18 protein-coding genes are annotated in these 23,443 nt (G+C 66.9%); 8 read left to right on the top strand and 10 right to left on the bottom strand.

The genetic code is table 11. From position 1 onward, the window contains the following. Positions 1–127: 127 nt before the first annotated feature. Positions 128–2,869: a M4 family metallopeptidase gene (locus AC3WT6_RS11335; protein ID WP_492653680.1), complete on the top strand. Its 2,742-nt coding sequence runs from the start codon at positions 128–130 to the stop codon at positions 2,867–2,869. Between the two features lie 88 nt (positions 2,870–2,957). On the opposite strand, the gene AC3WT6_RS11330 is transcribed toward AC3WT6_RS11335, so the two are convergent. Beyond that, positions 2,958–3,851, bottom strand: coding sequence for a spermine/spermidine synthase domain-containing protein (locus tag AC3WT6_RS11330; protein WP_492653679.1), 894 nt, complete (start codon positions 3,849–3,851; stop codon positions 2,958–2,960). A 172-nt stretch (positions 3,852–4,023) separates the two neighbouring features. Here AC3WT6_RS11330 and AC3WT6_RS11325 point away from each other — a divergent pair, with 172 nt between their 5' ends. Continuing rightward, positions 4,024–4,200 (top strand): ribbon-helix-helix protein, CopG family, encoded by a 177-nt coding sequence (locus AC3WT6_RS11325; protein WP_492653678.1) that lies wholly within the window; start codon positions 4,024–4,026, stop codon positions 4,198–4,200. Between the two features lie 47 nt (positions 4,201–4,247). Continuing rightward, positions 4,248–4,688, top strand: a complete 441-nt coding sequence (locus AC3WT6_RS11320; RefSeq protein WP_492653677.1) for a GNAT family N-acetyltransferase — start codon at positions 4,248–4,250, stop codon at positions 4,686–4,688. Here the strand turns inward: AC3WT6_RS11320 and AC3WT6_RS11315 are convergent. Further along, positions 4,685–6,877, bottom strand: a complete 2,193-nt coding sequence (locus tag AC3WT6_RS11315; RefSeq protein WP_492653676.1) for a RelA/SpoT family protein — start codon at positions 6,875–6,877, stop codon at positions 4,685–4,687. The two genes, AC3WT6_RS11320 and AC3WT6_RS11315, sit on opposite strands and share 4 nt — an antisense overlap. 153 nt (positions 6,878–7,030) lie before the next feature. Here AC3WT6_RS11315 and AC3WT6_RS11310 point away from each other — a divergent pair, with 153 nt between their 5' ends. From AC3WT6_RS11310 to AC3WT6_RS11300, 3 genes are read left to right on the top strand one after another with little or no spacing between them, the layout of a single operon-like run. Then, the gene (locus tag AC3WT6_RS11310; protein ID WP_492653675.1) at positions 7,031–7,684 is read left to right on the top strand and encodes a hypothetical protein; all 654 of its coding nucleotides are present in this window, start codon (positions 7,031–7,033) and stop codon (positions 7,682–7,684) included. After that, entirely contained in the window at positions 7,681–8,730 is a 1,050-nt protein-coding gene (locus AC3WT6_RS11305; RefSeq protein ID WP_492653674.1) for a hypothetical protein, read from the top strand. The genes AC3WT6_RS11310 and AC3WT6_RS11305 overlap by 4 nt, the downstream gene beginning before the upstream one ends. A gap of 15 nt (positions 8,731–8,745) precedes the next feature. Next, positions 8,746–8,928, top strand: a complete 183-nt coding sequence (locus tag AC3WT6_RS11300) for a hypothetical protein (RefSeq protein ID WP_492653673.1) — start codon at positions 8,746–8,748, stop codon at positions 8,926–8,928. 21 nt (positions 8,929–8,949) lie between these two features. Here AC3WT6_RS11300 and AC3WT6_RS11295 read toward each other — a convergent pair whose 3' ends face one another. The 5 genes from AC3WT6_RS11295 to AC3WT6_RS11275 form a co-directional block, all read right to left on the bottom strand. Next, positions 8,950–9,453, bottom strand: a complete 504-nt coding sequence (locus tag AC3WT6_RS11295; protein WP_492653672.1) for a cupin domain-containing protein — start codon at positions 9,451–9,453, stop codon at positions 8,950–8,952. 30 nt (positions 9,454–9,483) lie between these two features. Then, the gene (gene recQ / locus AC3WT6_RS11290) at positions 9,484–11,367 is read right to left on the bottom strand and encodes a DNA helicase RecQ (protein ID WP_492653671.1); all 1,884 of its coding nucleotides are present in this window, start codon (positions 11,365–11,367) and stop codon (positions 9,484–9,486) included. 131 nt (positions 11,368–11,498) lie between these two features. Then, on the bottom strand, positions 11,499–13,556 hold the full coding sequence (gene acs, locus AC3WT6_RS11285; protein WP_492653670.1) for an acetate--CoA ligase: 2,058 nt from the start codon (positions 13,554–13,556) through the stop codon (positions 11,499–11,501). A 51-nt stretch (positions 13,557–13,607) separates the two neighbouring features. Then, the gene (locus AC3WT6_RS11280) at positions 13,608–15,254 is read right to left on the bottom strand and encodes a cation acetate symporter (protein WP_492653669.1); all 1,647 of its coding nucleotides are present in this window, start codon (positions 15,252–15,254) and stop codon (positions 13,608–13,610) included. A 19-nt stretch (positions 15,255–15,273) separates the two neighbouring features. Further along, a complete protein-coding gene (locus AC3WT6_RS11275; protein WP_492653668.1) occupies positions 15,274–15,630 on the bottom strand; it encodes a DUF485 domain-containing protein in 357 nt (118 codons plus the stop codon). Between the two features lie 181 nt (positions 15,631–15,811). Between AC3WT6_RS11275 and AC3WT6_RS11270 the strand changes: the two genes are divergently transcribed. Continuing rightward, positions 15,812–19,294, top strand: a complete 3,483-nt coding sequence (locus AC3WT6_RS11270; protein WP_492653667.1) for a hybrid sensor histidine kinase/response regulator — start codon at positions 15,812–15,814, stop codon at positions 19,292–19,294. Between the two features lie 68 nt (positions 19,295–19,362). Next, a complete protein-coding gene (locus AC3WT6_RS11265) occupies positions 19,363–20,397 on the top strand; it encodes an NAD-dependent epimerase (protein WP_492653666.1) in 1,035 nt (344 codons plus the stop codon). 14 nt (positions 20,398–20,411) lie between these two features. Here AC3WT6_RS11265 and AC3WT6_RS11260 read toward each other — a convergent pair whose 3' ends face one another. The 3 genes from AC3WT6_RS11260 to AC3WT6_RS11250 form a co-directional block, all read right to left on the bottom strand. Further along, positions 20,412–21,716 carry an isoprenylcysteine carboxylmethyltransferase family protein gene (locus AC3WT6_RS11260; RefSeq protein WP_492653665.1) on the bottom strand — a complete coding sequence of 435 codons (1,305 nt, stop codon included), beginning with the start codon at positions 21,714–21,716 and terminating at the stop codon, positions 20,412–20,414. Next, on the bottom strand, positions 21,709–23,088 hold the full coding sequence (cysS, locus tag AC3WT6_RS11255) for a cysteine--tRNA ligase (protein ID WP_492653664.1): 1,380 nt from the start codon (positions 23,086–23,088) through the stop codon (positions 21,709–21,711). Before cysS ends, AC3WT6_RS11260 begins: the two co-directional genes overlap by 8 nt. A 72-nt stretch (positions 23,089–23,160) precedes the next feature. Next, entirely contained in the window at positions 23,161–23,283 is a 123-nt protein-coding gene (locus AC3WT6_RS11250) for a hypothetical protein (protein ID WP_492653663.1), read from the bottom strand. Positions 23,284–23,443 lie beyond the last annotated feature (160 nt).

The raw sequence follows: 23,443 nt of genomic DNA, 5'->3' as shown, positions 1-23,443 counted from the left end.
TTTTGTCAATTAAAGGTTTAGGTGTCTGCGGCATCCATCGGGGGGGCTGGTGGTGGCAGAGAACTTGCTTCAGGCTAGCCCCAACACGACAGCTACGTCAGTTGTCGATAACTTCATTCGGACGACTATGAAGAACGTATTTACTTTACGCGGTATCAGCCGTTTCAGCGCCGTGGCGCTGATGACTTTTGCCGGCGCCAGCCAGGCTATTCCCGAGCGTCCTGCCAGTGGCACGGTGGAGCTGGTCGCCCGACTCAAGGGCAACACTCAGGGGGCGTTGCTGAACCGTTCGCTGCCCGACAGCCTTTACAACACCGTGCACGCCACCGGTAAGACCCCGCTGTTGCTCGACAATCCGGCGGCCAACCCGATTGAGCGCGCGCAGTTCTTCCTCTCCTTGTACGGCAGCCTAGTGGGTGCGGAAAACCCGCTGAACCAGTTGCGCTCGCGGCGTGTTTCGAAAGACCGCACCGGTGTAACCCATGTGCACATGGACCAGTTGGTGCAGGGCCTGCCCGTTTTTGGTGCACGTCTGGTAGTGCACATGGACGAGCGCGGCATCCTGGGCGTCAACGGCGTGTTCGTGCCCGGTTTGGATCAGTTGTCCACCACCCCGAAGATGTCGATCGGCGAGCTGCGCCAGCGCGCCGTGGCCGCGGGCGCCAAGATGTACCCTGGCAAGGCGCTGAAGCTGGAGTCCAGCCGCCTGATGTTCTACCGCACCGGCCTGCTCAAGGGGGTTCCGGGTGAGAGCCATCTGGCCTACGAGGTGATGCTCACCGGCGGCACGCCTGCTTACCCGATCAAAGATCGGCTGATCTTGGACGCTGATCGTGGCACGGTGCTCAACCGCATCGATGAGATCCAAACTGTTCTCAATCGCGAGATTTACTTCGCCAACCAGGATGTGCCGCCGTTCTACACCGAGGGCAGCTTAGGCGCTCCTAGCGACATTCCTTTGGCTGGTGATGTCGATAGCGATCCCACTTCGCGAGTTCCGCGGCTGCCGGTCGACAACCTCTACATCTTCGCCGGCGGCACCTACGCGCTGTACAAGAACCTGTTCGGTCGCGAGGGTTACGACGACGGCTTCATCGACCCTGCCACCGGCGAGCTGCGCGCCCAGGTGCAGAAGAGCGTTTACCTGATCAACGAGCAGTGCCCGAACGCCTACTGGAACGGCGATTCCACCAACTACTGCCCGGCCTTCGATGCCGACGACGTGGTCAGCCACGAATGGAGCCATGCCTACACCGAATATACCCATGGTTTGGTTTACCAGTATCAGTCGGGCGCGCTGAACGAGGCCTATTCGGACATCTTCGGTGAGACCTACGACCTGGTGAACGGCATCGAAGGTCCCCTGGGCGTGACACTGACCGAGGGCGAGTACTTTGAGAACGGTGGCAGCCGCTGGGTGCTTGGCGAGGATCTCTCTGAAGTGGCGGCCGGGTTCCTGCTGCGCGACATGTGGGATCCGGACAACTTCGGCATCAACGTGCCGCTGCTGGGAATTCCGATTCTCGCCACGCCTTCGCCGGGTAGCGTGATCACTTCTGAGAACTACTACTGCGATACCGGCGACAACGGCGGCGTGCACACCAACTCGGGCGTGCCCAACCATATGTACGCCATGCTGGTGGACGGCAAGACCTTCAACAACGTGACGATCCCCAAGATCGGCATGACCAAGGCCGCGCACATCTACTTCCAGGCGGAAACCCAGTACCAGACGCCGACCACCAACTTCGCGCAGCACGCCGACGCCCTGGCGATGGCTTGCCATGATCTGATCGGGCAGCCTCTCAACGACGTGCTCGGCAACGTGTCCGCCGACGTCATCAGCCAGGCCGACTGCGACGCCGTGGAACTGGCCAGCCAGGCCGTGGAGCTGCGTCAGAACCCGAAGGAGAAGTGCGGTTACACCACCGTGCTGAAGCCGGAGGCCTCGACGCCCGCGCTGTGCCCGACCGGCAAGTTCGTCACGCCGAGCTTCAAGGAAACCTGGGAAGCCGGCGCGATCCCCAGTGGCTGGACGATCAGCAAGAACATCACCGGTGACTACGATTCGCCCAGCTTCACCTACACGGTGGTTTCCGATCTGCCGGCGCCGCACAGCGGCAAGGCCTTGTTCGCCAGCAACGACGGCGACGGTACCTGCGCCGCTGGCGGCGATGCGTCGGGTTCGATTCGCGCCGATTCGCCGGAGTTCACGGTGCCGGACAGCGCCAGCTTCCTGTCGTTCACCCACTTCATGCAGTCCGAGCAGGGCTTTGACGGCGGCAACCTGAAGTACAGCAGCGATGGTGGCAGCACCTACACCATCGTTCCTCAGGATGCCTTCACCTACAACGAGCACACCGGCGTGTTCGGTGACTCGCCGATCCTGCCGATCCCCGACCCGATCGGTCTTCCCGGCAATGGCAACAACACCAGCCCGCTCGCGGGCGAGGCGGCCTGGACCGGCGCCGACCAGGGCGAGGCCACCGGCAGCTGGGGCACCACCATCGTCGATCTGTCCAAGCTGGGTCTGGCCAAGGGTGCCAAGGTCAAGTTCCGCTGGGAGTTTGGCCAGGACGGCTGCGGTGGCAACCTCGGCTGGTTCATCGACGATACCCAGGTGTACTACTGCGGCCTGACCGATCCGGGCACCGGCAGCAGCTCCGGCGGCACCAGCTCGGGTGGTACTAGCTCGGGTGGCACTAGCTCCGGTGGTACCAGTTCCGGCGGCACCAGCTCGGGTGGCACCAGCTCCAGCGGTGGCTCCTCCGGCAACACCGGTAGCTTTGGCGGTGGCGCCTTCGGTTGGCTGGCGCTGTTGCCGCTGTTCGGCGCCGCCTTGCGTCGCCGTCGCGCACAGGTGGCCTGATGGGCGGGCGCCGCCGGAATTTCCGGCGGCGCTCTGGCGCTATCAAAGTGGTTTTGGTCAATCCCGGGGCAGACGCCCCGGGATTTTTTTATGCCTGCGACTCGGCGTCGCGCAGCATCCGCAGCAGCTGATGAAAATCCAGCCGGCAGGTCTTGGTCAGCGAGACCGCTCTTTCTTCGGCGCCGATCCAGTCCAGCCGCGCGCAGGAGCGGCGGAAGGCGAACACCAGGCGGTTGTCGTTGGCGTGGGCATTGAGCACCAGGACCTGGTCGTCGAAGGCATCGCAGATGTCTTCCAGCAGATGGCTGGCGCGGCTGGGCACGCCGATGAGATTGATGACGGCGACCCCTTCGGGGCTCAGCTTGTCCCGCAACTCCTCGAAGAACTCCGCGCTGCAAAAGCGGCGCGCGGTGCCCTGGGCGTCACAGCCGTCGAGCAGCACTACGTCCAGCGGCGTGCTGACGCTGGACAGATAGTCGGCGGCGTCGGCGAGGACGATCCGGTGCCGCGCGTCTTCCGCCGGCAGATGGAACAGCTGGCTGAACTCGATGACCTGGGGATTGATCTCCACCGTGGTGATGCGGGTCTGCGGCAGATGCCGGTAGCAGAACTTGGTCAGCGAGCCGCCGCCGAGGCCGACGATCATCAGCTCCTTGGGCTCGGGCAGCAGCGGCAGGAAGGCCATCATCTGCCGGGTATAGGTGAGCGTCAGCGCGTCCGGGTAGTCCATCAGCATCTCGCTCTGCACGTAGCGCAGGCCGAAATGCAGGCGCCGCGAGCGGATGCTGTCGAGCGCGAACGGTTGCCGGTAGCGGCCGGTGCGGATCTGCTTCAGCGCCTGCTTTAAGTCGGCGTCGGCGGGCTCGCGCAGCCAGAGAACCTCGCCGCTGAAGATGCCCTCGGCCGGCAGACGGTGCCAACGGCGGCCGTCGGCGCCCGGCGGCAGGGCCTGAGGGCTAAGCGAGGGCCTGGGTGGATTCATGGCGGCGATGCGGAATGGCTGTGGGCGGAAACAATCGGGACTCGACTTTGATTGGAATAGTTTGTGCTTTCAATGCACATATTATGATAATGCTTGAGTTGCTGCGGCGGTCTGCCGGTGTTGCGTATCCGGCGGCCGGCTTCTCGTCCCTGCCGGTGCTACCACTTTGAACATGGAATCAAAAACCGCCCGCCTCACCGTGCTGATCGACCCCGATAAAAAGGAGGCGTTCGAACTGCTCTGTGCCCGGCAGGACCAGACCGCCTCGCAGGTGGTCCGGCAGTTGATTCGCGACTATCTGGCCAAACATGGCGTCGCCTACGGCAAGGATGTCGCCGCGCGCGACTGATCCTGGGTCCGCCGCCACTTGCTCCCGGCCTGGCCTGGGTAGACGCGATGACGCTAAGCCTACGTCCGCTGCATTCCTCCGATATCGAAGGCTGCCTGGCTCTCTGGCAACAGGCGGAGGGGGTGGTGCTGCGCGAGGCCTCCGACCAGCCCGCCAGCATCGCCGCGTTTCTGGAGCGCAATCCCGGCCTCAGCTGGGTGGCGGAAAGTCCCGAGGGCGCTCTGGTCGGTGCTCTGCTCTGCGGCCAGGACGGCCGGCGCGCCTATCTCTACCACCTCGCCGTGCAGCCGGCCTGGCGGCGCACGGGCTGCGGACGGGCCCTGGTGGCTGCGGCGCTGGAGCGCCTGGACGCGGCCGGAATCAGCCGCTGCCACGCCTTCGTGCGGGCCGATAACCAGGATGCGATGCGGTTCTGGGCGCGCGTGGGCGCCGACCGGCGTCTGGATGTCGCGCTGTTTACCCTGCGCCTGGCCGCAGACGCCGTTTAGGCGCGACTCACCCGCTCCACCGCCGAAAGCCGCCGCACCCGCTTGATGACGCGGGCCAGATGCACGCGGTCTTTCACGGTGATCAGGAAGCGCATTTCCACCGCTTCTTCCGAGCCCGAGCGGTCTGGCATCTGCACGTTTTCGATCGAGCTGCCGGCCTCGGAAATCTCGCCGGCGACGCTGGCCAACAGGCCGCGGCGGTTGTGTGCCTTGAGCTTCAACTCGGCCAGGAAGTCGCCTTGCACCTTCTCCGCCCACACCAGCGCAATGCGCTCGCCCGGGCCGCCCTTGCGCGCCTGCACATGCTCGCAGTCGAGGCGATGGATGATGATGCCGCGGCTGGCGGAGACGTAGCCGATGATCGCATCGCCGGGGATCGGCCGGCAGCAGCGGGCGTAGTCGATCACCAGACCTTCGGTGCCTTCCACCGCCAGCGGCATGGAGTCGCTGGAGCGGGTGCCGATGGCCGACTCCGGCAGGAAGTGGCGCGCCACCAGCGGCGCCAAGCGCTCGCCGGTGCCGATGGAGATGAAGAGATCCTCCAGCTCCTCCAGCTTGTAGCTGGCCAAGACCGGCGCGGCGGCCTTGGGATTGAGCACGGTGGGCGGCAGCTTGAGCTCACGCAGGGCGATTTCCAGGAGGCGGCGACCGAGCCGGATCGCCTCGTCCTCGCGCTGCTCCTTCAAGAAGGCGCGGATGCGCGAGCGCGCCTTGGCGGTCTTCACATAGTTGAGCCAGGCGGCGTTCGGTCGTGCGTGGCGGGAAGTGATGATCTCGATCGTCTGGCCGTTCTTGAGCGGCGTGTTGAGCGGCTCCAGATGACCTTCGATACGGGCGGCGACGCAGTGGTCACCCAGCTCGCTGTGCACGGTGTAGGCGAAATCCACCGGCGTCGCCCCCTTGGGCAGACGGCGGATCTGGCCCTTGGGCGTGAACACGTAGACCTCGTCCGGGAACAGGTCGACCTTGACGTTCTCCACCAGCTCCTGCGCGCCATCGCTGCCTTGAGATTCAAGCAGCATCTGCAGCCACTCGCGGGCGCGCGCCTGCGGCGCGGAGCTGGCGGCGTCGCGGCCGCCGAGCTTGTACTGCCAGTGCGCGGCGATGCCGCTCTCGGCGATGTGGTGCATCTCGCGGGTGCGGATCTGGATCTCGATCTTCTTGCCTTCCGGCCCCACGCAGGTGGTGTGCAGGCTCTGGTAGCCATTGCCGCGGGCATTGGCGATGTAGTCGTCGAACAGGCCCGGCACCGGCTTGTAGACATGGTGGACGATGCCCAGTGCGCGGTAGCACTCGTCGAGCTTGGCGACCACGATGCGAAAGCCCAGCAAGTCCATCACGTCGAGAAACTTCAGCCGCTTCTTCTGCATCTTGCGGTAGATGCTGTAGTAGCTCTTCTGGCGGCCGATCACGGTGGCGCCGATGCCTTCCTCGGCCAGCGCCCGGGAAAGGCGCTGCTCGATCTCGCGGATCAGGCTCTTCACATCGCCCAGGCGCTCGCCCACCGCCTTGACGAACACCTCGTAGCGCTGCGGGTGCAGGTTGGCGAAGGCCAGATCCTCTAGCTCGCGGCGCAGGGTGTTGATGCCCAGGCGCTGGGCGATAGGCGCGTAGATCTCCAGGGTTTCCTGGGCGATGCGGCGCTTCTTTTCCGGCGCCATCGCCCCGAGGGTGCGCATGTTGTGCAGGCGGTCGGCGAGCTTGACCAGGATCACCCGCAAGTCGTCGGTCATCGCCAGCAACAGCTTGCGGAAGCTCTCCGCCTGCCGCTCGATGCGGCTCATGCCCTCGATCTTCTCGATCTTGGAAACGCCGTCGACCAGCTTCGCCACCTCGGGTCCGAACTGGCGGGCGATCTCGTCCTTGGAGACCGCGGTGTCCTCGATCACGTCGTGCAGGATCGCGGCGATCAGGGTGACGTGATCCAGCCGCATCTCGGCGAGGATGCGCGCCACCGCCAGCGGGTGGTAGATGTAGGGCTCGCCGCTGCTGCGGTTCTGCCCGGCGTGCATCTCGGCGCCGAAGCTGTAGGCGCGGCGCACCTCGGCGACCTGCTCTTCCGGCAGGTATTCGTTGAGCAGCCGCACCAGGGTTTCGATGCCGAACTCCCGCGCCACCCGCTGCGTGCGCAGCGCGGTGCCGATCTTCTGGATCAGCGGGCGCGGCGAGAAGGGGCTGGGAGTGTCCATGTCCTGGGGAGTATATGGGCGCGCCCGGGGTTTGCCCCAGGCACCTCTGGCGAATTGCTCGCCAGGAAGAGCTGAACTAGCATCGCCGCAAAGATGGCTCTGGCCAAAAGCGACCAGACGCCACCGTGACTAGGGAATGCACGGGAGGGGAACATGGGCATACGACTTTGCTGCCTGCTGGCGCTGCTATCGCTCGCCGGCTGCGCCTCGCGCTTCGGCGAGCGCCACTACTTCAAGTCCGAGGATGGCCAGGGCGCGCCGGTGAACTACTACCGGGTGACGGTCAAGGGCGGCACCTTTCTGAACAGCTCGCGCTACCTCTCCGGCTATTTCGACGAGGAGGCGGTCGATGCCTATTTCAGCCAGACCAGCGCCGGCCAGGGCTTTCAGCCGGCCAGCAAGGGCAAGGTTCAGTCGCTCGATGCCGGGCTGCGGGACCGCAAGCTGGTGCTGCTCCTGTCGGCCAATTCCGACGCGATGGCCGGAGAAATTGGCCAGATCGCCGACAACACCGCGCTGATGGGCAGCCTGACCCAACTGGTGGCCGGTGCCGGCCTGCTTGCTCCGGCGCAACAGACGCTGCGGCGCCAGCAGGAGCGGGCACAAAGCCTGGCCCGCGCCGGGCTCGGCCTCCTGGGTGATCTGCCGGCCCAGCCCAGCCCGGCCCTGGCCCAGAGCCGGGCGCTGGGCCTGGCCAACCGACTGGCTGCCGAGCTGGGGCGCGAGCAGCCGTTCCGGAATCTCGCCGAGGCCCAGACCTGGCTCAATGCCAATCGCGCCCGGCTGCTGAAGGAGGAGCTGCCATGACTGCCCTCAAAACCCTGGCGCTGCTGTTGCTGTTGAGCCTGGCCGGCTGCGCGCGGATGAGCGTGCAGGTAGACGTCTTCGACCGCCGCGGCCTGGCACCCGAGGATGCGCTGGAAGCGACGGTGGGCCTGGCCGCCAGCCAGCACACCATCGTCGCTGCGCAGGATGGGTATGCGCGGCGCCAGGTGATCATCGTCAGGGCCATCGGCGACTACTACCAAAAGCTGGTTGGAGCCCTGGTGATCGCTCCCGATGATCTGCCTGGCTTTGTGAGCAAGATACGGACCCGGGTCTCGACCGAGCTGGCCAAACTGGCGGCGGCTCGCGATGCCGCCGGCCAGCGCGCGCAGCGCGCGCGGTTGCAGACCGGTGAGGCGCGGCGCCGGGAGTTCCGTGCCGCCATGGACGAGTTCACCGGCGCCGACCTGCGCTGGGAACAGTCCTATGCCCAGGTTCTGGCCGAGCTTGATGGCGAGGTGCAGCCCGAGACGGAATTGGCCGCCGATCTACGCCTGTTGGAAGTCCGCCGGAATCTGGTCGAGTCCGGCAGGCTGCGTCTGGATCTGCTGACCGCCGGCCTGGGGCTGTTCGACGATCCCTATGCCGCCTATCTGGTCAACGCGCCTGAACGGTACTGGCAGGGCGTCTACAACCGCGCCCACGGCAGTGGCGTGTTCGGCAACACCGACCTGGCGATCAAGATGGAAGGTCCGGGCATGTTCACCGTCAAGGGCGTCAAGCAGGGCGCCAGCAAGCTCACCCAGGCCTCGCTGCAGGTGCTCAAGCAGGGGGTACAGATGGTCGGTGCCGCCTATGGCCTGCCGCTGGCCGGACTGAGCAGCAAGCCGGTGGCCGCCGTCGGTGATCTGGCTGGGCAGGCTGGAGAGCTGGTCGAGGCGGCCACGGTGCCGGCGCTGAGCCGACGCGCCACCGTGGACCTGCTGGACGCGCTGCTGGCCGAGCGCGGTGCCCTGGCGGCGGCCGACGCTGGCGAACGGCGCAAGGCGCTGAACCGCATCGCCGCCCAGTTGCCACAACAGCCCTGACCCGGGAGAAACGAAATGCGCTACCAAGTGGGAAGTCGCGTAAGGCTGCGGGTGGACAAGGTCTATGCCGATGGCAGTCGGATTCCGGCCGGTACCCGTGGCACGGTGCAGAAGGTCTATCCGATCAGCGAGAGCTACCTGGTCCTCTTCGACGGGTTCGCTCCGGCGCGAAAAGTGCCGGACCGCGACCTCGAATAGGGCTGGATTCCGGCCAGAAACTCAGTACGGCCTGCCGTCCTTGTGCAAGGGCAGCATTTCTCGCCGGGAGCTGCCGTCGGGCTGTTGCACCTGCCGGTAGCGCAGCAGCAAGTCGTCGTCGGGATAGTGAGCCTCGTCATCGTCGTCGCGGGTGCCGACCTCCAGATAGACCGCGACCGAGTCGCCACGATTCACCAGTTGATGGCCGTCGCCACTGCCGGCCGGATAGCCGGCGCAGTCCCCTGCCCGGAGGATTTGTTCGCCCGCATCGGTGCGCAGCACCAGCTCGCCTTCCAAGAGGTAGACGAACTCCTCCTCGCGGCTATGCCAGTGGCGCAGCGCCGACTGGCCGCCTGGCCCGAGCCGGACCAGGTTCACGCCGAACTGGGTCAGGCCCAGCGCCGGCCCCAGCCGCCGCTTCACGCGGTCGCCCATACGCGACTTGTAGGGTTCCGGGTAGCCGCTGCCACGCAGCTCCGGCAGGCTGGCGGGATCAAGCGCGGGCAGTCGCAGAGGGGTGGACATGGCGGGCTCCGATGGCGGGATGCAGGCAGTTTAGGTCTGGGCCAAGGCCTCGCGGATTGCGCCGGTGAAAGCCTCGCCGTAATGCTTGAGCTTGGCTTCGCCGACACCGGGAATCTCCGCGAAGGCGGTCAGGGTGCTTGGCTGGCGCTCGGCCATGGCGCGCAGGGCGGCGTCGGCGAACACCACATAGGGCGGCACGTTCTGCTCGTCGGCCAGCCGCTTGCGCAGGGCGCGCAGCGCTTGGAACAGGGCCTCCTCGGCGCTGCTCAGCGGCGCGGCTTCGGGGCCCGCGCCACGACCGCTGCGCAGCTTGCGCTCGCGCGGCAGCTTTTCGGCCTTGGGCGGCGCCGCCAGTTCGACGCGGCGCTCGCCCTTGAGCACGGTCCAGCTGCCGGCGTTGAGCGCCAGCACCGGGTAGCCGTCCTCGGTCTCGGCCAGCAGGCCCTCGTGCTTGAGCACCCGCACCAGATGCCGCCAGTCCTCCACCGGCCGGTCCTTGCCCATCCCGTAGGTGCTGATCGCCTCGTGGTTCATGCGCAGCAGCTTCTCGGTCTTCGCCCCGCGCAGGATGTCGATGACATGGCCGGCGCCGAAGCGCTGGTTCAGCTTCGCCAGCCGGGCGACGGTGGATAGCAGCTGCTGTGCCGGCACCGTCCAGTCCTCGGTGGCGCGCGGCGTGGTGCAGTTGTCGCAGGCGCCGCAGTTGCCCGGTGGATAGTCCTCGCCGAAGTAGCGCAGCTGCACGCTGCGCCGGCAGGCGCTGGTCTCGGCGTAGTCCAGTACCTGACGCAGCTGCTGGCGCGCCTGGCGCTGCTCCTCCAGCAAGGGCTCGCTGGTGACCGGGTCGAGCTTCTGGGCGATCAGGAACTCCGCGGTGTGGATGTCGCCGGCGCCGAAGTACAGGGTGCAGCGCGCCGGCTCGCCGTCGCGGCCGGCGCGGCCGGCCTCCTGGTAGTAGCCCTCCAGCGACTTCGGCAGGTCGTAGTGCAGCACCCAGCGCACGTCGGGCTTGTTGATGCCCATGCCGAAGGCGACGGTGGCGACCATCACCGAGACGTCGTCGCGGATGAAACGCTCCTGGTTCTGGCTGCGGGTCTCGGCATCGAGGCCGGCGTGATAGGGAAGGGCGGCGATGCCGTCGGCCTGCAACTTATGGCTCAGCTCGTCCACCCGCTTGCGCGACAGGCAGTAGACGATGCCGGCACCGCCGGCGCGGGCCTGTGCCAGCAGCTCGCCATAGGTGCGCGAGCTCTTCGGTTTGACTGCATAGAACAGGTTGTGGCGGTCGAAGCTGGCGACGTGTACCGCCGGCTCCGTCAACGCCAGTTGGCGGATGATGTCGGAGCGCACCCGCGGCGTCGCGGTGGCGGTGAAGGCATAGACCGGCACCTGCGGAAAACGCTCGCGCAGCCGCGACAGCTGGCGGTACTCGGGGCGGAAGTCATGCCCCCATTCGCTGACGCAATGCGCCTCGTCGAGGGTGAAGGCGGAGATGCCCTGGGCCTCGGCCAGGCGCGGCAGGAAGCCGTCGAGGAACTCGCTGCTCAGCAGGCGCTCCGGCGCCAGATACAAGAGCTTGATCTCGCCGCGCAGCAAGGCGCTCATGCGCTCGCCGCCTTCGCCGGCCTTGAGACTGGAATTGAGGAAGGTGGCGGCGATGCCGTTGTCGGCCAGCAGCCGCACCTGGTCCTGCATCAGCGCGATCAGTGGCGAGACCACCACCATCACCCCCGGCATCAGCAGTGCCGGCAACTGGAAGCACAGACTCTTGCCGCCGCCGGTGGGCATCACCGCCAGCAGGTCGCGATGCGCCAGCGCGTCGCGGACCACGGATTCCTGGCCGGGGCGGAAGTGATCGAAACCGAAGTGTTGTTTCAGTGCCGCGTGCAGCGACATGCCCTGCGAATCATCCATGCGCGCAGTTTCCGCCTTCGTAGCCGGAATGCCAATGGCGCTTGCTCACGGAGCGAGCAAGTGGCTGGCGGCGGCAACAAAAAAAGGGACCTTTCGTCTCGGTCCCTTTTGGTTGCGGCCAGCTTGCCGGTTTAGTCGCGGCCGGCCAGCTGCGCGACGATGGCCGGGTTCTCCAGGGTGGAGATGTCCTGGGTGATGTCCTCGCCCTTGGCGATCGAGCGCAGCAGGCGGCGCATGATCTTGCCGCTGCGGGTCTTGGGCAGGCCGTCGGCCAGGCGGATGTCGTCCGGCTTGGCGATGGCGCCGATCTGCTTGGCGACGTGCTCGCGCAGCTCCTTGACCAGAGCATCGGCCTCGGCGCCGGTGGGGCGCTGACCCTTGAGGATCACGAAGGCGAACACCGCCTCGCCCTTGACCTCGTGCGGCCGGCCGACCACTGCCGCCTCGGCGACGCGCGGATGGCTGACCAGGGCGCTTTCGACCTCCATGGTGCCCAGGCGGTGGCCGGAGACGTTCAGCACATCGTCGACGCGGCCCATGATCCAGTGATAGCCGTCGGCGTCGATATGGGCGCCGTCGCCGGCCACGTAGAGCATGGTCTTGATGCCGGACTGGACGCTGGCCCGGTCTTTGAACTGCCCCCAATAGGCGCTGACGTAGCGGTTGTTGTCGCCCCAGATGGTGCGCAGCATCGACGGCCAGGGCTTGGTGATGACTAGATAGCCGCCCTGACCGGGCGCGGTCACCGGCTCGCCGGTTTCATCGACGATGGCGGTGAAGATGCCGGGCAGGGGCAGGGTGCAGGAGCCGGGCTTGGTCGGCACCGCGCCCGGCACCGGCGCGATCATGATGGCGCCGGTCTCGGTCTGCCACCAGGTATCGACGATCGGCAGCTTCTCTTTGCCGATGACGCGGTGGTACCACATCCAGGCTTCCGGATTGATCGGCTCGCCGACGCTGCCGAGCAGGCGCAGCTTGCTGAGGTCGTACTTGTTCGGCCATTCCTCGCCCAGCTTCATCAGCGCGCGGATCGCGGTCGGCGCGGTGTAGAAGATGGTGACGCCGTGCTCCTGGGCGATCTTCCAGAAGCGGCCAGCATCGGGCACGGTGGGCGCGCCCTCGTAGATCATCACCGTCGCGCCGGCGCTCAGGGGGCCGTAGGCGACATAGCTGTGGCCGGTGATCCAGCCGACGTCGGCAGTGCACCAGAACACGTCGTCCGGTTTCAGGTCGAACACCCATTGCGCGCTCAGCTGCGCACCGAGCAGATAGCCGCCGGTGGAATGCTGGATGCCCTTGGGCTTGCCGGTGGAGCCGGAGGTGTAGAGCAGGAACAGCGGGTGCTCGGCATCCACCCATTCCGGCTCGCAGCGCTCGGACTGCGTGGCCAGCAACTCGTGCCACCAGAGGTCACGGCCCGCCACCATGGGCACACCGTGGTCGGTGCGCTTCAAGACGATGACATTGGTGATGCTGGGGCCGCCGGCAGCCAGCGCCTCGTCCACCGCCTTCTTCAGCTCGACGATGTTGCCGCCGCGCCAGCCGCCATCGGCGGTGATGACCAGCTTGGCGCCGGCATCCTCGATGCGATCCTTCAGCGAGCTGGCCGAGAAGCCGCCGAACACCACCGAATGGGTGGCGCCGATGCGCGCGCAGGCCTGCATGGCGATCACCGCCTCGGCGCTGTGCGGCAGGTAGATCACCACCCGGTCGCCCAGCTTCACGCCCAGGTTCTTGATGGCATTGGCGAGCTTGCAGACTTCTGCGTGCAGCTGCTTGTAGGTGTAGGTGCGGACGTCGCCCTTCTCACCCTCGAAGCGGATGGCGAGCTTGTCGCCCTTGCTGCCCAGGTGGCGGTCCAGGCAGTTGACCGAGACATTGGTCTTGCCGTCGGCGAACCAGCGGTAGTTGGGCGCCTGGCTGTCGTCCAGCACCTGCCGGAACGGCGTCTGCCAGTGCAGGGTTTCCTTGGCCAGACGGCCCCAGAAGGCGGTGAAGTCGACTTCCGCCTCGGCCCGTAGCGCGTTGAGACGATCGGCGTTGAGGCCGGCCTTGGCGACGAACTCGGCGCTGGGTGGGAATACCCGGCTTTCCTCAAGCACGGATGCGATGGAACTCACGGTCTTGTCCTCCTGGGGTTGAGCTGCGGCGCCGCTGCGGGTGCCTTCATAGGGAGCTAGTAGTTTCATTTCGAGTATGCCTCAAGCCGCCGCGGCGTCGCCGCGGCGGGTGGGGGTGGATCAGTGGCTGGCGGCGGTGTCGGCGCCGTAGCCGGTTTCGGAGCGGATCATCTGCGCCTGGAAGCGGCCCTGCTCGCGGCGTGCGCGGGCACTGGAGTCGGTGACCGAGCCCAGCCAGCAGCCGAAGAAGGCCAGCGACATGCTGAACAGCGCCGGGTTGTCGTAGGGGAAGATCGCGGCGGCATGGCCGAAGGTCTTCACCCACACCGCCGGGCCGAGCACGGTCAGAGTCACCGCAGTGACCAGGCCCAGGCCACCGCCGAGCACGGCGCCGCGGGTGGTGAAGCCCTTCCAGAAGATCGACACCAGCAGAATCGGGAAGTTGGCCGAGGCGGCGACCGCGAAGGCGAGGCCGACCATGAAGGCGACGTTCTGCTTCTCGAACAGGATGCCCAGCACCATCGCCAAGAGGCCCAGCGCCAGGGTCGCCATCTTCGACACCCGCACCTCGTCCCGATCGTTGACCTGGCCCTTGCGGAACACGCTGGCGTAGAGGTCGTGCGAGACCGCGCTGGCGCCGGACAGCGTCAGGCCGGCGACCACAGCCAGGATGGTGGCGAAGGCCACCGCCGAGATGAAGCCGAGGAAGACGTCGCCGCCGACCGCGTGGGCGAGATGGATGGCGGCCATGTTGTTGCCGCCGCGCAGGCCCTTCGCGTCCAGATAGAAGGCATCGGTGCCGACCATCACGATGGCGCCAAAGCCGATGATGAAGGTGAGGATGTAGAAGTAGCCGATGAAGCCGGTGGCATAGAACACGCTCTTGCGGGCTTCCTGCGCATCCTTGACGGTGAAGAAGCGCATCAGGATGTGCGGCAGGCCGGCGGTGCCGAACATCAGCGCCAGGCCCAGCGAGATCGCCGAGATCGGATCTTTCACCATATTGCCGGGCGCCATGATCGCGTTGTGGTCCTTGTGCACCTCGACCGCGCGCGAGAACAGGGTGTCGAAGGAGAAGCCCATCCGCTGCATGACCATGTAGGCCATGAAGCTGGCGCCGCCGAGCAGCAGCACCGCCTTGATGATCTGCACCCAGGTGGTGGCGAGCATGCCGCCAAAGATCACGTAGATGATCATCAGCACGCCGACCACCACCACCGCGGTGGAGTAGTCGAGGCCAAACAGCAGCTTGATCAGCTGACCGGCGCCGACCATCTGCGCGATCAGGTAGAACGACACCGTGGTCAGCGTGCCGACTGCGGCGAGCGTGCGGATCGGCTTCTGCTCCAGGCGGTAGCTGGCGACGTCGGCGAAGGTGTACTTGCCGAGATTGCGCAGGCGCTCGGCGACCAGAAAGGTCACCACCGGCCAGCCGACCAGAAAGCCGATCGAGTAGATCAGGCCATCGAAGCCGGAGCCGAACACCAGGGCGGAAATGCCCAGGAAGCTGGCCGCACTCATGTAGTCACCGGCGATCGCCAGGCCGTTCTGGAAGCCGGTGATGCCGCCGCCGGCGGCGTAGAAGTCGGCGCGCGACTTGGTGCGCCGCGCCGCCCAGTAGGTGATGCCCAGCGTCATCGCCACGAAAGCGAAGAACATGCTGATGGCGGTCCAGTTGGTGGCCTGTTTCACCGCCTCACCCTCCAGGGCGGCGGCGAAGACAGGGCTGGCGGCGAGCGCCGCGAACAGGCTCAGGATCAATTTCATGGCGATGCCCTGGTGCGGACTACTTGGTCTGGCCGGCGCGGACCGCGTCGGCGGTCAGGCGGTCGAAATGGGTGTTGGCGCGGCGCACGTAGATGCCGGTCAGCACGATGGCCGAGAGGATCACCGCCAGGCCGAGCGGAATGCCGAGGGTGATGACGCCATCCAGCGGCATCGCCAGCGTCTCCTTGCCAAAGGCGATCATCAGGATGAAGCCGTAGTAGATGACGCACATCGCGATGCTCAGGCGCAGCGCCAGCGAGTTGCGGGTCTTCTGCAGTTGCTGGAAGGCGGGGCTGTCGGCGATGCGTTGCAGATCGGCGTTCAGCGGCGGGTTGTTTGCGGGCTCGGCACGCGGGGCGTGTAGGGTGGCGGTCATGGTCATGTTCTCCTCCGGCTTGTGGTTCAGCGGGTGATCGCACTCTAGGAGCGGCAGGCAGCCGAAGGGAACGCGACTTTAGTCGGGTCGCCAGTACCGGCCGGTTAGGACTTTGGTCTAATCGCGATACCTGAAGCGCCGCAGGCCCCGAGAGCACGGCGTGCATGGAGGAGGAGTCGCGATGCTGCCGGGTTGGTTGCTGTTTCTGGTGTCGGCGTCCTACGTCGGCCTGCTGTTCGGCATCGCCCACTACGGCGATCGCGTCAGCGCCTTCGGCCGTGCGCCGGCCCAGCAGCCCTTGATCTACAGCCTGGCGCTGGGCGTCTACTGCACCTCCTGGACCTTCTACGGCGCGGTCGGCCGCGCCGCCGCCAGCGGCTGGGATTTTCTGCCGATCTATCTCGGGCCCCTGCTGGTGTTCGTGCTCGGCATGCCCCTGCTGTCGCGGATCATCGAGGTCAGCAAGCGACACAACATCACCTCCATCGCCGACTTCATCGGTGCGCGCTACGGCCGCCACCAGCCGCTGGCGCTGTGGGTGACGCTGATCGCGGTACTCGGTGTGCTGCCCTATATCGCCCTGCAGCTGAAGGCGGTGGCCTTCGGCTTCGAGGTGCTGGCCTCGCCGCTGTCGCTCAGCGGTGGCGTCGGCCATCACTACGGCGACAGCGCGCTGGTGGTCGCCGGCCTGCTGGCGGTGTTCGCGATCCTGTTCGGTACCCGACAGGTGGTGTCCAGCGAGAATCATCACGGCATGGTGCTGGCCATCGCCTTCGAGTCGGTGATCAAGCTGCTGGCCTTTCTCGCGGTCGGCCTCTACGTCTGCTACGGCATCTATGACGGCTTCGCCGATGCCTACGCGCAGGCCCTGCGGCTGCCGCAGATGAGCGAGCCGCTAGGCCGGGCCGACTGGCAGCTGGGCTTCTGGACCCAGACCCTGCTGGCGGCGCTGGCGGTGGTCTGTCTGCCCAGGCAGTTTCATGTCGCGGTGGTGGAGTCGACCTCGCCGCGTGATCTGCGCCGCGCGCGCTGGGTGTTTCCGCTGTATCTGATTCTGATCAGCGCCTTCGTGGTGCCGATCGCCACCGCCGGCCTGGCGCGGCTGCCGGCGGGCACCGCCGCCGACATCTATGTGCTGGCGCTGCCACTGGCCGATGGTCATGGCCTGCTCTCGCTCGCCGCCTATCTGGGCGGATTTTCGGCGGCGACCAGCATGGTGATCGTCGAGACCATCGCGCTCTCGACCATGCTCAGCAACGAGGTGGTGATGCCGGTGCTGCTGCGCTCGCGGCGACTGCGCCTGGGCGAGCGCGGCGACCTGAGCTGGCTGCTCAAGCTGATCCGCCGTGCCGCTATCGTCGCGATCATCGCCGCGGCCTATCTGTACTACCGGCTGTTCACCGGCCTGGGCACGCTCTCGGCCATCGGCCTGTTGTCGTTCGCGGCGGTGGCGCAGTTTGCGCCGGCGGTGATCGGCGGCATGGTCTGGCGCGGCGGCAGCTATCGCGGCGCGGTCTGGGGCCTGCTGGTGGGTTTCGCGGTCTGGGTCTACACCCTGCTGCTGCCGGCCCTGCTGGGCGCCTCCGGGCAGGGCGGCGAGCTGCTCGCCGAGGGGCCGCTGGGCATCACCGCGTTGCGTCCGCAGGCCTTGTTCGGCCTCAGCGGCCTGGACCCGGTGGCGCATGGCACGCTGTGGAGTCTGGCTGCCAATCTGTTCGTCTACCTGCTGGTGTCCTGGCTGGCGCAGCCGCGTCTGGCCGAGCGGCTGCAGGCGGTGCAGTTCCTGACTCCGACCGGCGCTCCCTCGGTGGCCGCGCCGCCGGCGGCAACGCCGGCGACGGTGGGCGATCTGCTGGCGCTGCTGGAGCGCTTTCTGGGCAGCGAGCGCGCGCAGCTGCTGCTGGGTGATTTCTGCCGCCAGCGCGGCAAGCCGCTGCCGCTGGCGCAGGATCGCGCCGACCGCGAGCTGCTGCGCTTCACCGAGCATCTACTGGCCGGTGCGCTGGGCGCCTCCAGCGCGCGCCTGCTGCTGGCCTCCACCCTGCGCGGCCGCGACATGCTGCCAGAGGATGTGATCCGCCTGCTCGACGAGACCAGCCATGCCATCGTGTTTTCGCAGGAGCGTTTGCGGGCCACGTTGGAGCATCTCTCCCAGGGCGTCAGCGTGGTCGACAAGGACTTGCAGCTGGTGGCCTGGAATCGCCGCTATCAGGAGCTGTTTGCCTACCCGCCGGAGCTGATTCACGTCGGTCAGCCGATCGAGAATCTGTTTCGCCACAACGCCGAGCGCGGCCTGTTGGGCGAGGGCGATGTCGAGGCCCTGGTGGCGCGGCGCATGGAGCACTTGCAGCGCGGCACCGCCTATGTGCACGAGCGGGCGCTGCCGAACGGCACGGTGATCGAGATCCGCGGCATGCCGATGCCCGGCGGCGGCTTCGTCACCAGCTATTCCGATGTCACCGCCTACACCCGCGCCCAGCAGGCGCTGCGCGAGGCCAACGACACCCTGGAGACGCGCGTCGCCGAGCGCACCGCCGAGCTCGCCGAGGCCAAGGCCGAGGCCGAGCGCGCCAATGCCGCCAAGACCCGCTTCCTGGCCGCTGCCTCGCACGATCTGGTGCAGCCCCTGCACGCCGCGCGCCTGTTCCTGGCCGCTACCGATCGCGCGGCGGTGCCGGCCGAGACTGGGCAGCTGCTCGACCGCATCGGCGATTCGCTGCAGGCGGCGGAGCAGCTGCTGTCGGGTCTGCTGGATATTTCCAAGCTCGACTCCGGCGCCCTGCCGGTGCATCGCGAGACTTTCGCCGCCAGCCAGGTGCTCGACCCCCTGGCGCGCGAGTTCGAGGCGCTGGCGGCGACGCGCGGTCTGCGATTCCGCTACCGACCGAGCAAGGCGCTGCTGCATAGCGATCCGGCGCTGCTGCGGCGGGTGCTGCAGAATTTTCTCGGCAATGCCCTGCGCTACACCCGCCGCGGCAGTGTGCTGCTGGGCAGCCGCCGGGTTGCCGGTGGCCTGCGCCTGGAGGTCTGGGACACCGGCCCCGGCATCCCCGCCGACAAGCAGCGGGAGATCTTCGAGGAGTTCCGCCGCCTGCATACCCAGGACGCCTTCGGTGAGCGTGGCCTGGGCCTGGGCCTGGCGATCAGCGAGCGCATTGCCCGCCTGCTTGGGCATCCGCTGGGCCTGCGCTCGCGGCCGGGGCGCGGCTCGGTGTTCGCCATCACCGTGCCGCTGGGCGAGGCGCGTGATCTCCTCACCGCGACGCCAGTGGTGGAGAAGCACCGCGCCATCGAGCAGCGCTCGCGCATCCTGATCGTCGACAACGAGCCGCTGGCGCTGGCGGCGCTGAGCGCGCTGCTGCAGCGCTGGGGTCATGAGGTACTGGCCGCCGCCAGCGCCGAGCAGGCCCTGCAATTGGGCGCCGACGGTCCGGCACCGGACCTGGTGCTGGTCGACTACCACCTCGACCACGGCGAGAGCGGCATCGAGGCCGCGGCCAGCTTCCGCGCGTTCTGGGGCGCGGATCTGCCCTGCGCGGTGATCACCGCCGACCCCACCCGCACCGCCCGCGATGCCGCGGCGGCACTGGGCTATGCCTTTCTGCAGAAGCCGGTGAAGCCGGCGGCGCTGCGGGCCTTGGTGCAGCGTCTGCTGGGCGGCTGAGGCTGCCGCGCGGTGCGGGCAGCACACTAGAATGCGCACCTTCGCTCGTTGAATGCCCTGTCCGCGCCGTGACCTCTGCCCAAGTCCCTGACTCCAATCCTGTCCTCCTGACTGGCGCCGCCGGTTTCGTCGGCCTGCACGTCGCGCGCGCGCTGCTGGCCCGCGGCGAGCGGGTGCTGGGCATCGACAATCTCAACGACTACTACGCGCCCCAGCTCAAGCACGACCGCTTGGCGACGCTCAAGGACGAGCCCGGCTTCGTGTTCGAACGCGGCGATCTGGCCGATGCCGACTTTCTGCGCCACTGCTTCGAGAGCCATCGCCCGCGGCGGGTGATCCACCTGGCCGCGCAGGCCGGCGTGCGCTACTCGATCAGCCATCCCGGCGCCTATGTGCAGAGCAATCTGGTCGGCTTCGGCAATTTGCTGGAAGCCTGCCGCACTGCCGAAGTCGAGCACCTGGTCTATGCCTCCTCGTCTTCGGTGTACGGCGCCAATAGCAAGCAGCCGTTCTCGGTGGCCGATGGCGTCAACCATCCGGTCTCGCTCTACGCCGCGACCAAGAAGGCCAACGAGCTGATGGCCCACAGCTATTCGCATCTCTACCGAATTCCCACTACCGGCCTGCGCTTCTTCACCGTCTACGGCCCCTGGGGCCGGCCGGACATGGCCTATTTCAAGTTCACCCAGGCGGTGCTCGCCGGAGAGCCGATCGAGGTCTACAACCACGGCCAGATGCGTCGCGATTTCACCTACATCGACGACATCGTCGACGGCGTGGTGAAAGTGCTGGACCAGCCGGCGCAACCGGATCCGGACTGGGACAGCGAGCATCCCGACCCGGCCAGCAGCAATGCGCCCTACCGGGTCTACAACATCGGCAACCACCAGCCGGAGTCGCTGGAGGACTTCATCACCGCCATCGAGCAGGCCGTCGGCAAGAAGGCGATCAAGAAATACCTGCCGATGCAGCCCGGCGATGTGCTCAGCACCTATGCCGACATCAGCGCGCTGAACAAGGCGGTGGGTTTTGCGCCACGCACGCCGATCTCGGTGGGCCTGCCGCGCTTCGTGGAGTGGTATCGCAGCTACTACCGCGTCTGAAGCGGCTCCGGCTTTCAGGCCGCGCCGTTGTAGCCAGCCGGCGCCCGGTAACGCAGCGCTGGCAGGCGTCGGCCCAGCCAGGCCAGCAGTCCGTGCTCGTTCATCCACAGCGCGTAGCGCACATAGGTCGGGTCGCGACTCAGATGCGCCTCCTCGGTGCGGGCGCGCAGGAAGTAGACACCGTTGATGAGCAGCAGATGCAGACAGTTGCTCAGCGCCACCGCCGGCGAAGCTGCGACGAAGGGGATGGAGATCAGCCACCAGCTGAGGTTCTTGCTCAGATAGGCGGGGTGCTTGCTGTAGCGGTAGGGGCCGTCGGTGATGATCCCGCGCGCGGTGAGGTTGGAGAAGCGCAGTCCGAAAGCCACGGTCGATAGCGCGTAGATCGCCAACAGCAGCACCAGCACTACCGCCCAGACGAACTTCGCGCCCGGCAGGCCGGCCAGCCACTGGCCCCAGACAATGCCGTCCTCGTAGCGCAGGTACTGGTTCTCGACCAGCGAGAAGAACGGCTGGTAGCACATCAGCGCCACCATCCAGCCCAGGGCGGTGGGCTCTGCCCAGCGGATGTGGGCGTCGAACAGGCGCAGCGTCAGTGCATAGCCGATCACGCAGAACAGCAGGTCGACGGTGAAGGTGAGGTGAAACAGGAACTCGAACAGCGAGTAGCCGCCCATAGACAGGGCCAGCCAGGCGTTGTGGGCGCTGCGGACCTCCTGGCCGACGTAGACCGTCATCAGTGGTACGAAGAAGGCCTTTACCGCCCAGCCGGCGAGATGGCTGAGGATCAGCCGCCGGCCCTCGGCGTCAGTTGAACGACCATGCAGCCAGAGCCAGGGCAGGCGACCGAGCTGCCAGTAGCCGTCCCGCGGTTCCCGCAGACGGCCGTCCAGCCACCAGAAGTAGAAGGGCGCGGCGATGAGCATCGGCGTGCCATAGACGCGCAGCACCCGCCAGAACGGCTGGTAGAAGCTGCCGTGGTACTCGGGGAACAGCGCATAGGCGCCGGCGATCAGGCCCAGGGTGAGGCCCAGGCCCAGCAGTTTCACCAGCACGCGGCTGAGGCTGGGGGTGGCGCGGCGGTCCCAGTCCAGGCCGCTGCTGGGATTGCGGTGGGTGCGCAGCACGAAATGCTCGTGCAGGCCGATCAGCACCGCGATCAAGAGGCCGGCGGTGAGGCCGTTGTCGTAGGGTGTGTTGGGCGAACTGGTCTGCCGCCAGGCCAGGTAGGCGAGGCCGGCCACCGCCGCCAGGCAGTTAAAGCCGAAGCGGCTGGCGCTGGCGGGCCGCTGCAGATCGCTGACCGGGGTCTCAGGCATAGCGCCAGCGCATGCCGTCCTTGGAATCTTCCAGCAGCACGCCCTCGGCCTTGAGCCGATCGCGGATGCGGTCGGACTCGGCCCAGTTCTTCGCCTGCCGTGCGGCGACGCGGGCGGCGATCAGCGCCTCGATGGCCTCGGCGCTGGGGCGTCCGCCGGCGGCCTGCGGCGACCAGGAGAACCAGGCCTCCGGGCTCTGTTGCAGCAGGCCCAACAAATTGCCGGCGTCGAGGATCTGCGCCTTCAGGCGGCTGCGCTCCTCGCCGGTTTCGGCCTTGTTGGCGGCGCGCACCAGTTCAAACAGCTCGGCCAACGCGGCCGGCGTGTTGAGGTCGTCCTCCAGAGCGGCGATGAAGCCCTCCGGGGCGCCAACGCCGGGCGCGGGGCTGACCTCGGCCAGTTCGCGCAGGGCCCCGTAGAGGCGGTCGAGCTTCTTGCGGGCATCGGCGACCACGTCCTCGTTCCAGTCCAGCGGCTGGCGGTAGTGGCCGGTGAGTAGCACCAGGCGGATCACCTCGCCCGGCAGCAGCTTCACCAGGTCGTGCACCAGGGTGACATTGCCCAGCGACTTGCTCATCTTCTCGCCGCGCATGTTGAGAAAGCCGTTGTGCAGCCAGTAGCGGGCAAAGGGCTTGCCGCCGTGGGCGCAGACGCTCTGGGCGATCTCGTTCTCGTGATGCGGAAAGATCAGGTCGTGGCCGCCACCGTGGATGTCGATGGTCTCGCCCAGCAGGGCCTCGGCCATCGCCGAGCACTCGATATGCCAGCCCGGGCGGCCACGGCCCCAGGGCGAGTCCCAGCCGGGTTGCTCGGCGCTGGACGGCTTCCACAGCACGAAGTCGCCCGCGTGCTTCTTGTACGGAGCCACCTCGACGCGGGCGCCGGCCATCAGCGACTGCTCGTCGCGCTTGGACAGCTGGCCGTACTCGGGGAAGGACAGCGTGTGGAACAGCACATGGCCGTCGGCGGCATAGGCATGGCCGCTGGCGATCAGCCGCTCGATCATGTTGATGATCTGCGGCAGGTGCTCGGTGACCCGCGGCTCGTGATCGGGCAGGGCCACGCCCAGCGCCGCCAGATCCTCGTGATAGGCGGCGGCGTAGCGGTCGCTGATCACCCGGATATCGACGCCTTCCTTCACCGCCGCGGCATTGATCTTGTCGTCAATGTCGGTGATGTTGCGGGCGTAGACCACCTTCGGATAGCGCCTGCGCAGCAGCCGCGCCAAGGTGTCGAACACCACCGCCGGGCGGGCGTTGCCGATGTGCGCGTAGCTGTAGACGGTCGGTCCGCAGACGTACATCGTCACCCGCTCGGGGTGCTGCGGCTGGAAGGTTTCCTTGCGGCCGCTGAGGGTGTTGTGGAGTTGCATCGACGGTCGGTGCGTGCGGGAAAGCGCGCAACGATACCGCTTATGCCACCCTCCCGTCCTGCCCCTGGGCGCTCAGAACACCGCAGACACCAGCAGCATGCCGGTGGCAACGCCCAGGATGAAGGCCCAGAAACCCCAGACATAGCGAGGCTTGATGCGATTGCGGGCTTCGCGGGAGTCGTAGTACGTCAGCATGGACTTCTTCAGGTTGGTAACGCGGACAACAGACCAGAGCGCTTTGAGGCGACGCTGATACGAACAAAAAAACTGTGATCCAACTCTCGGACGGCCTTCTAACACACCGCAATATGCGTTCCATGACGGTGGTTTCTGATAATGCAGTTTAGGCGCCGAA

The organism is Stagnimonas sp. FW305-C-60 (genome assembly GCF_058782965.1).
Note: the sequence above shows the minus strand (reverse complement) of the source record. Positions and strands in the feature narration are given on the sequence as shown.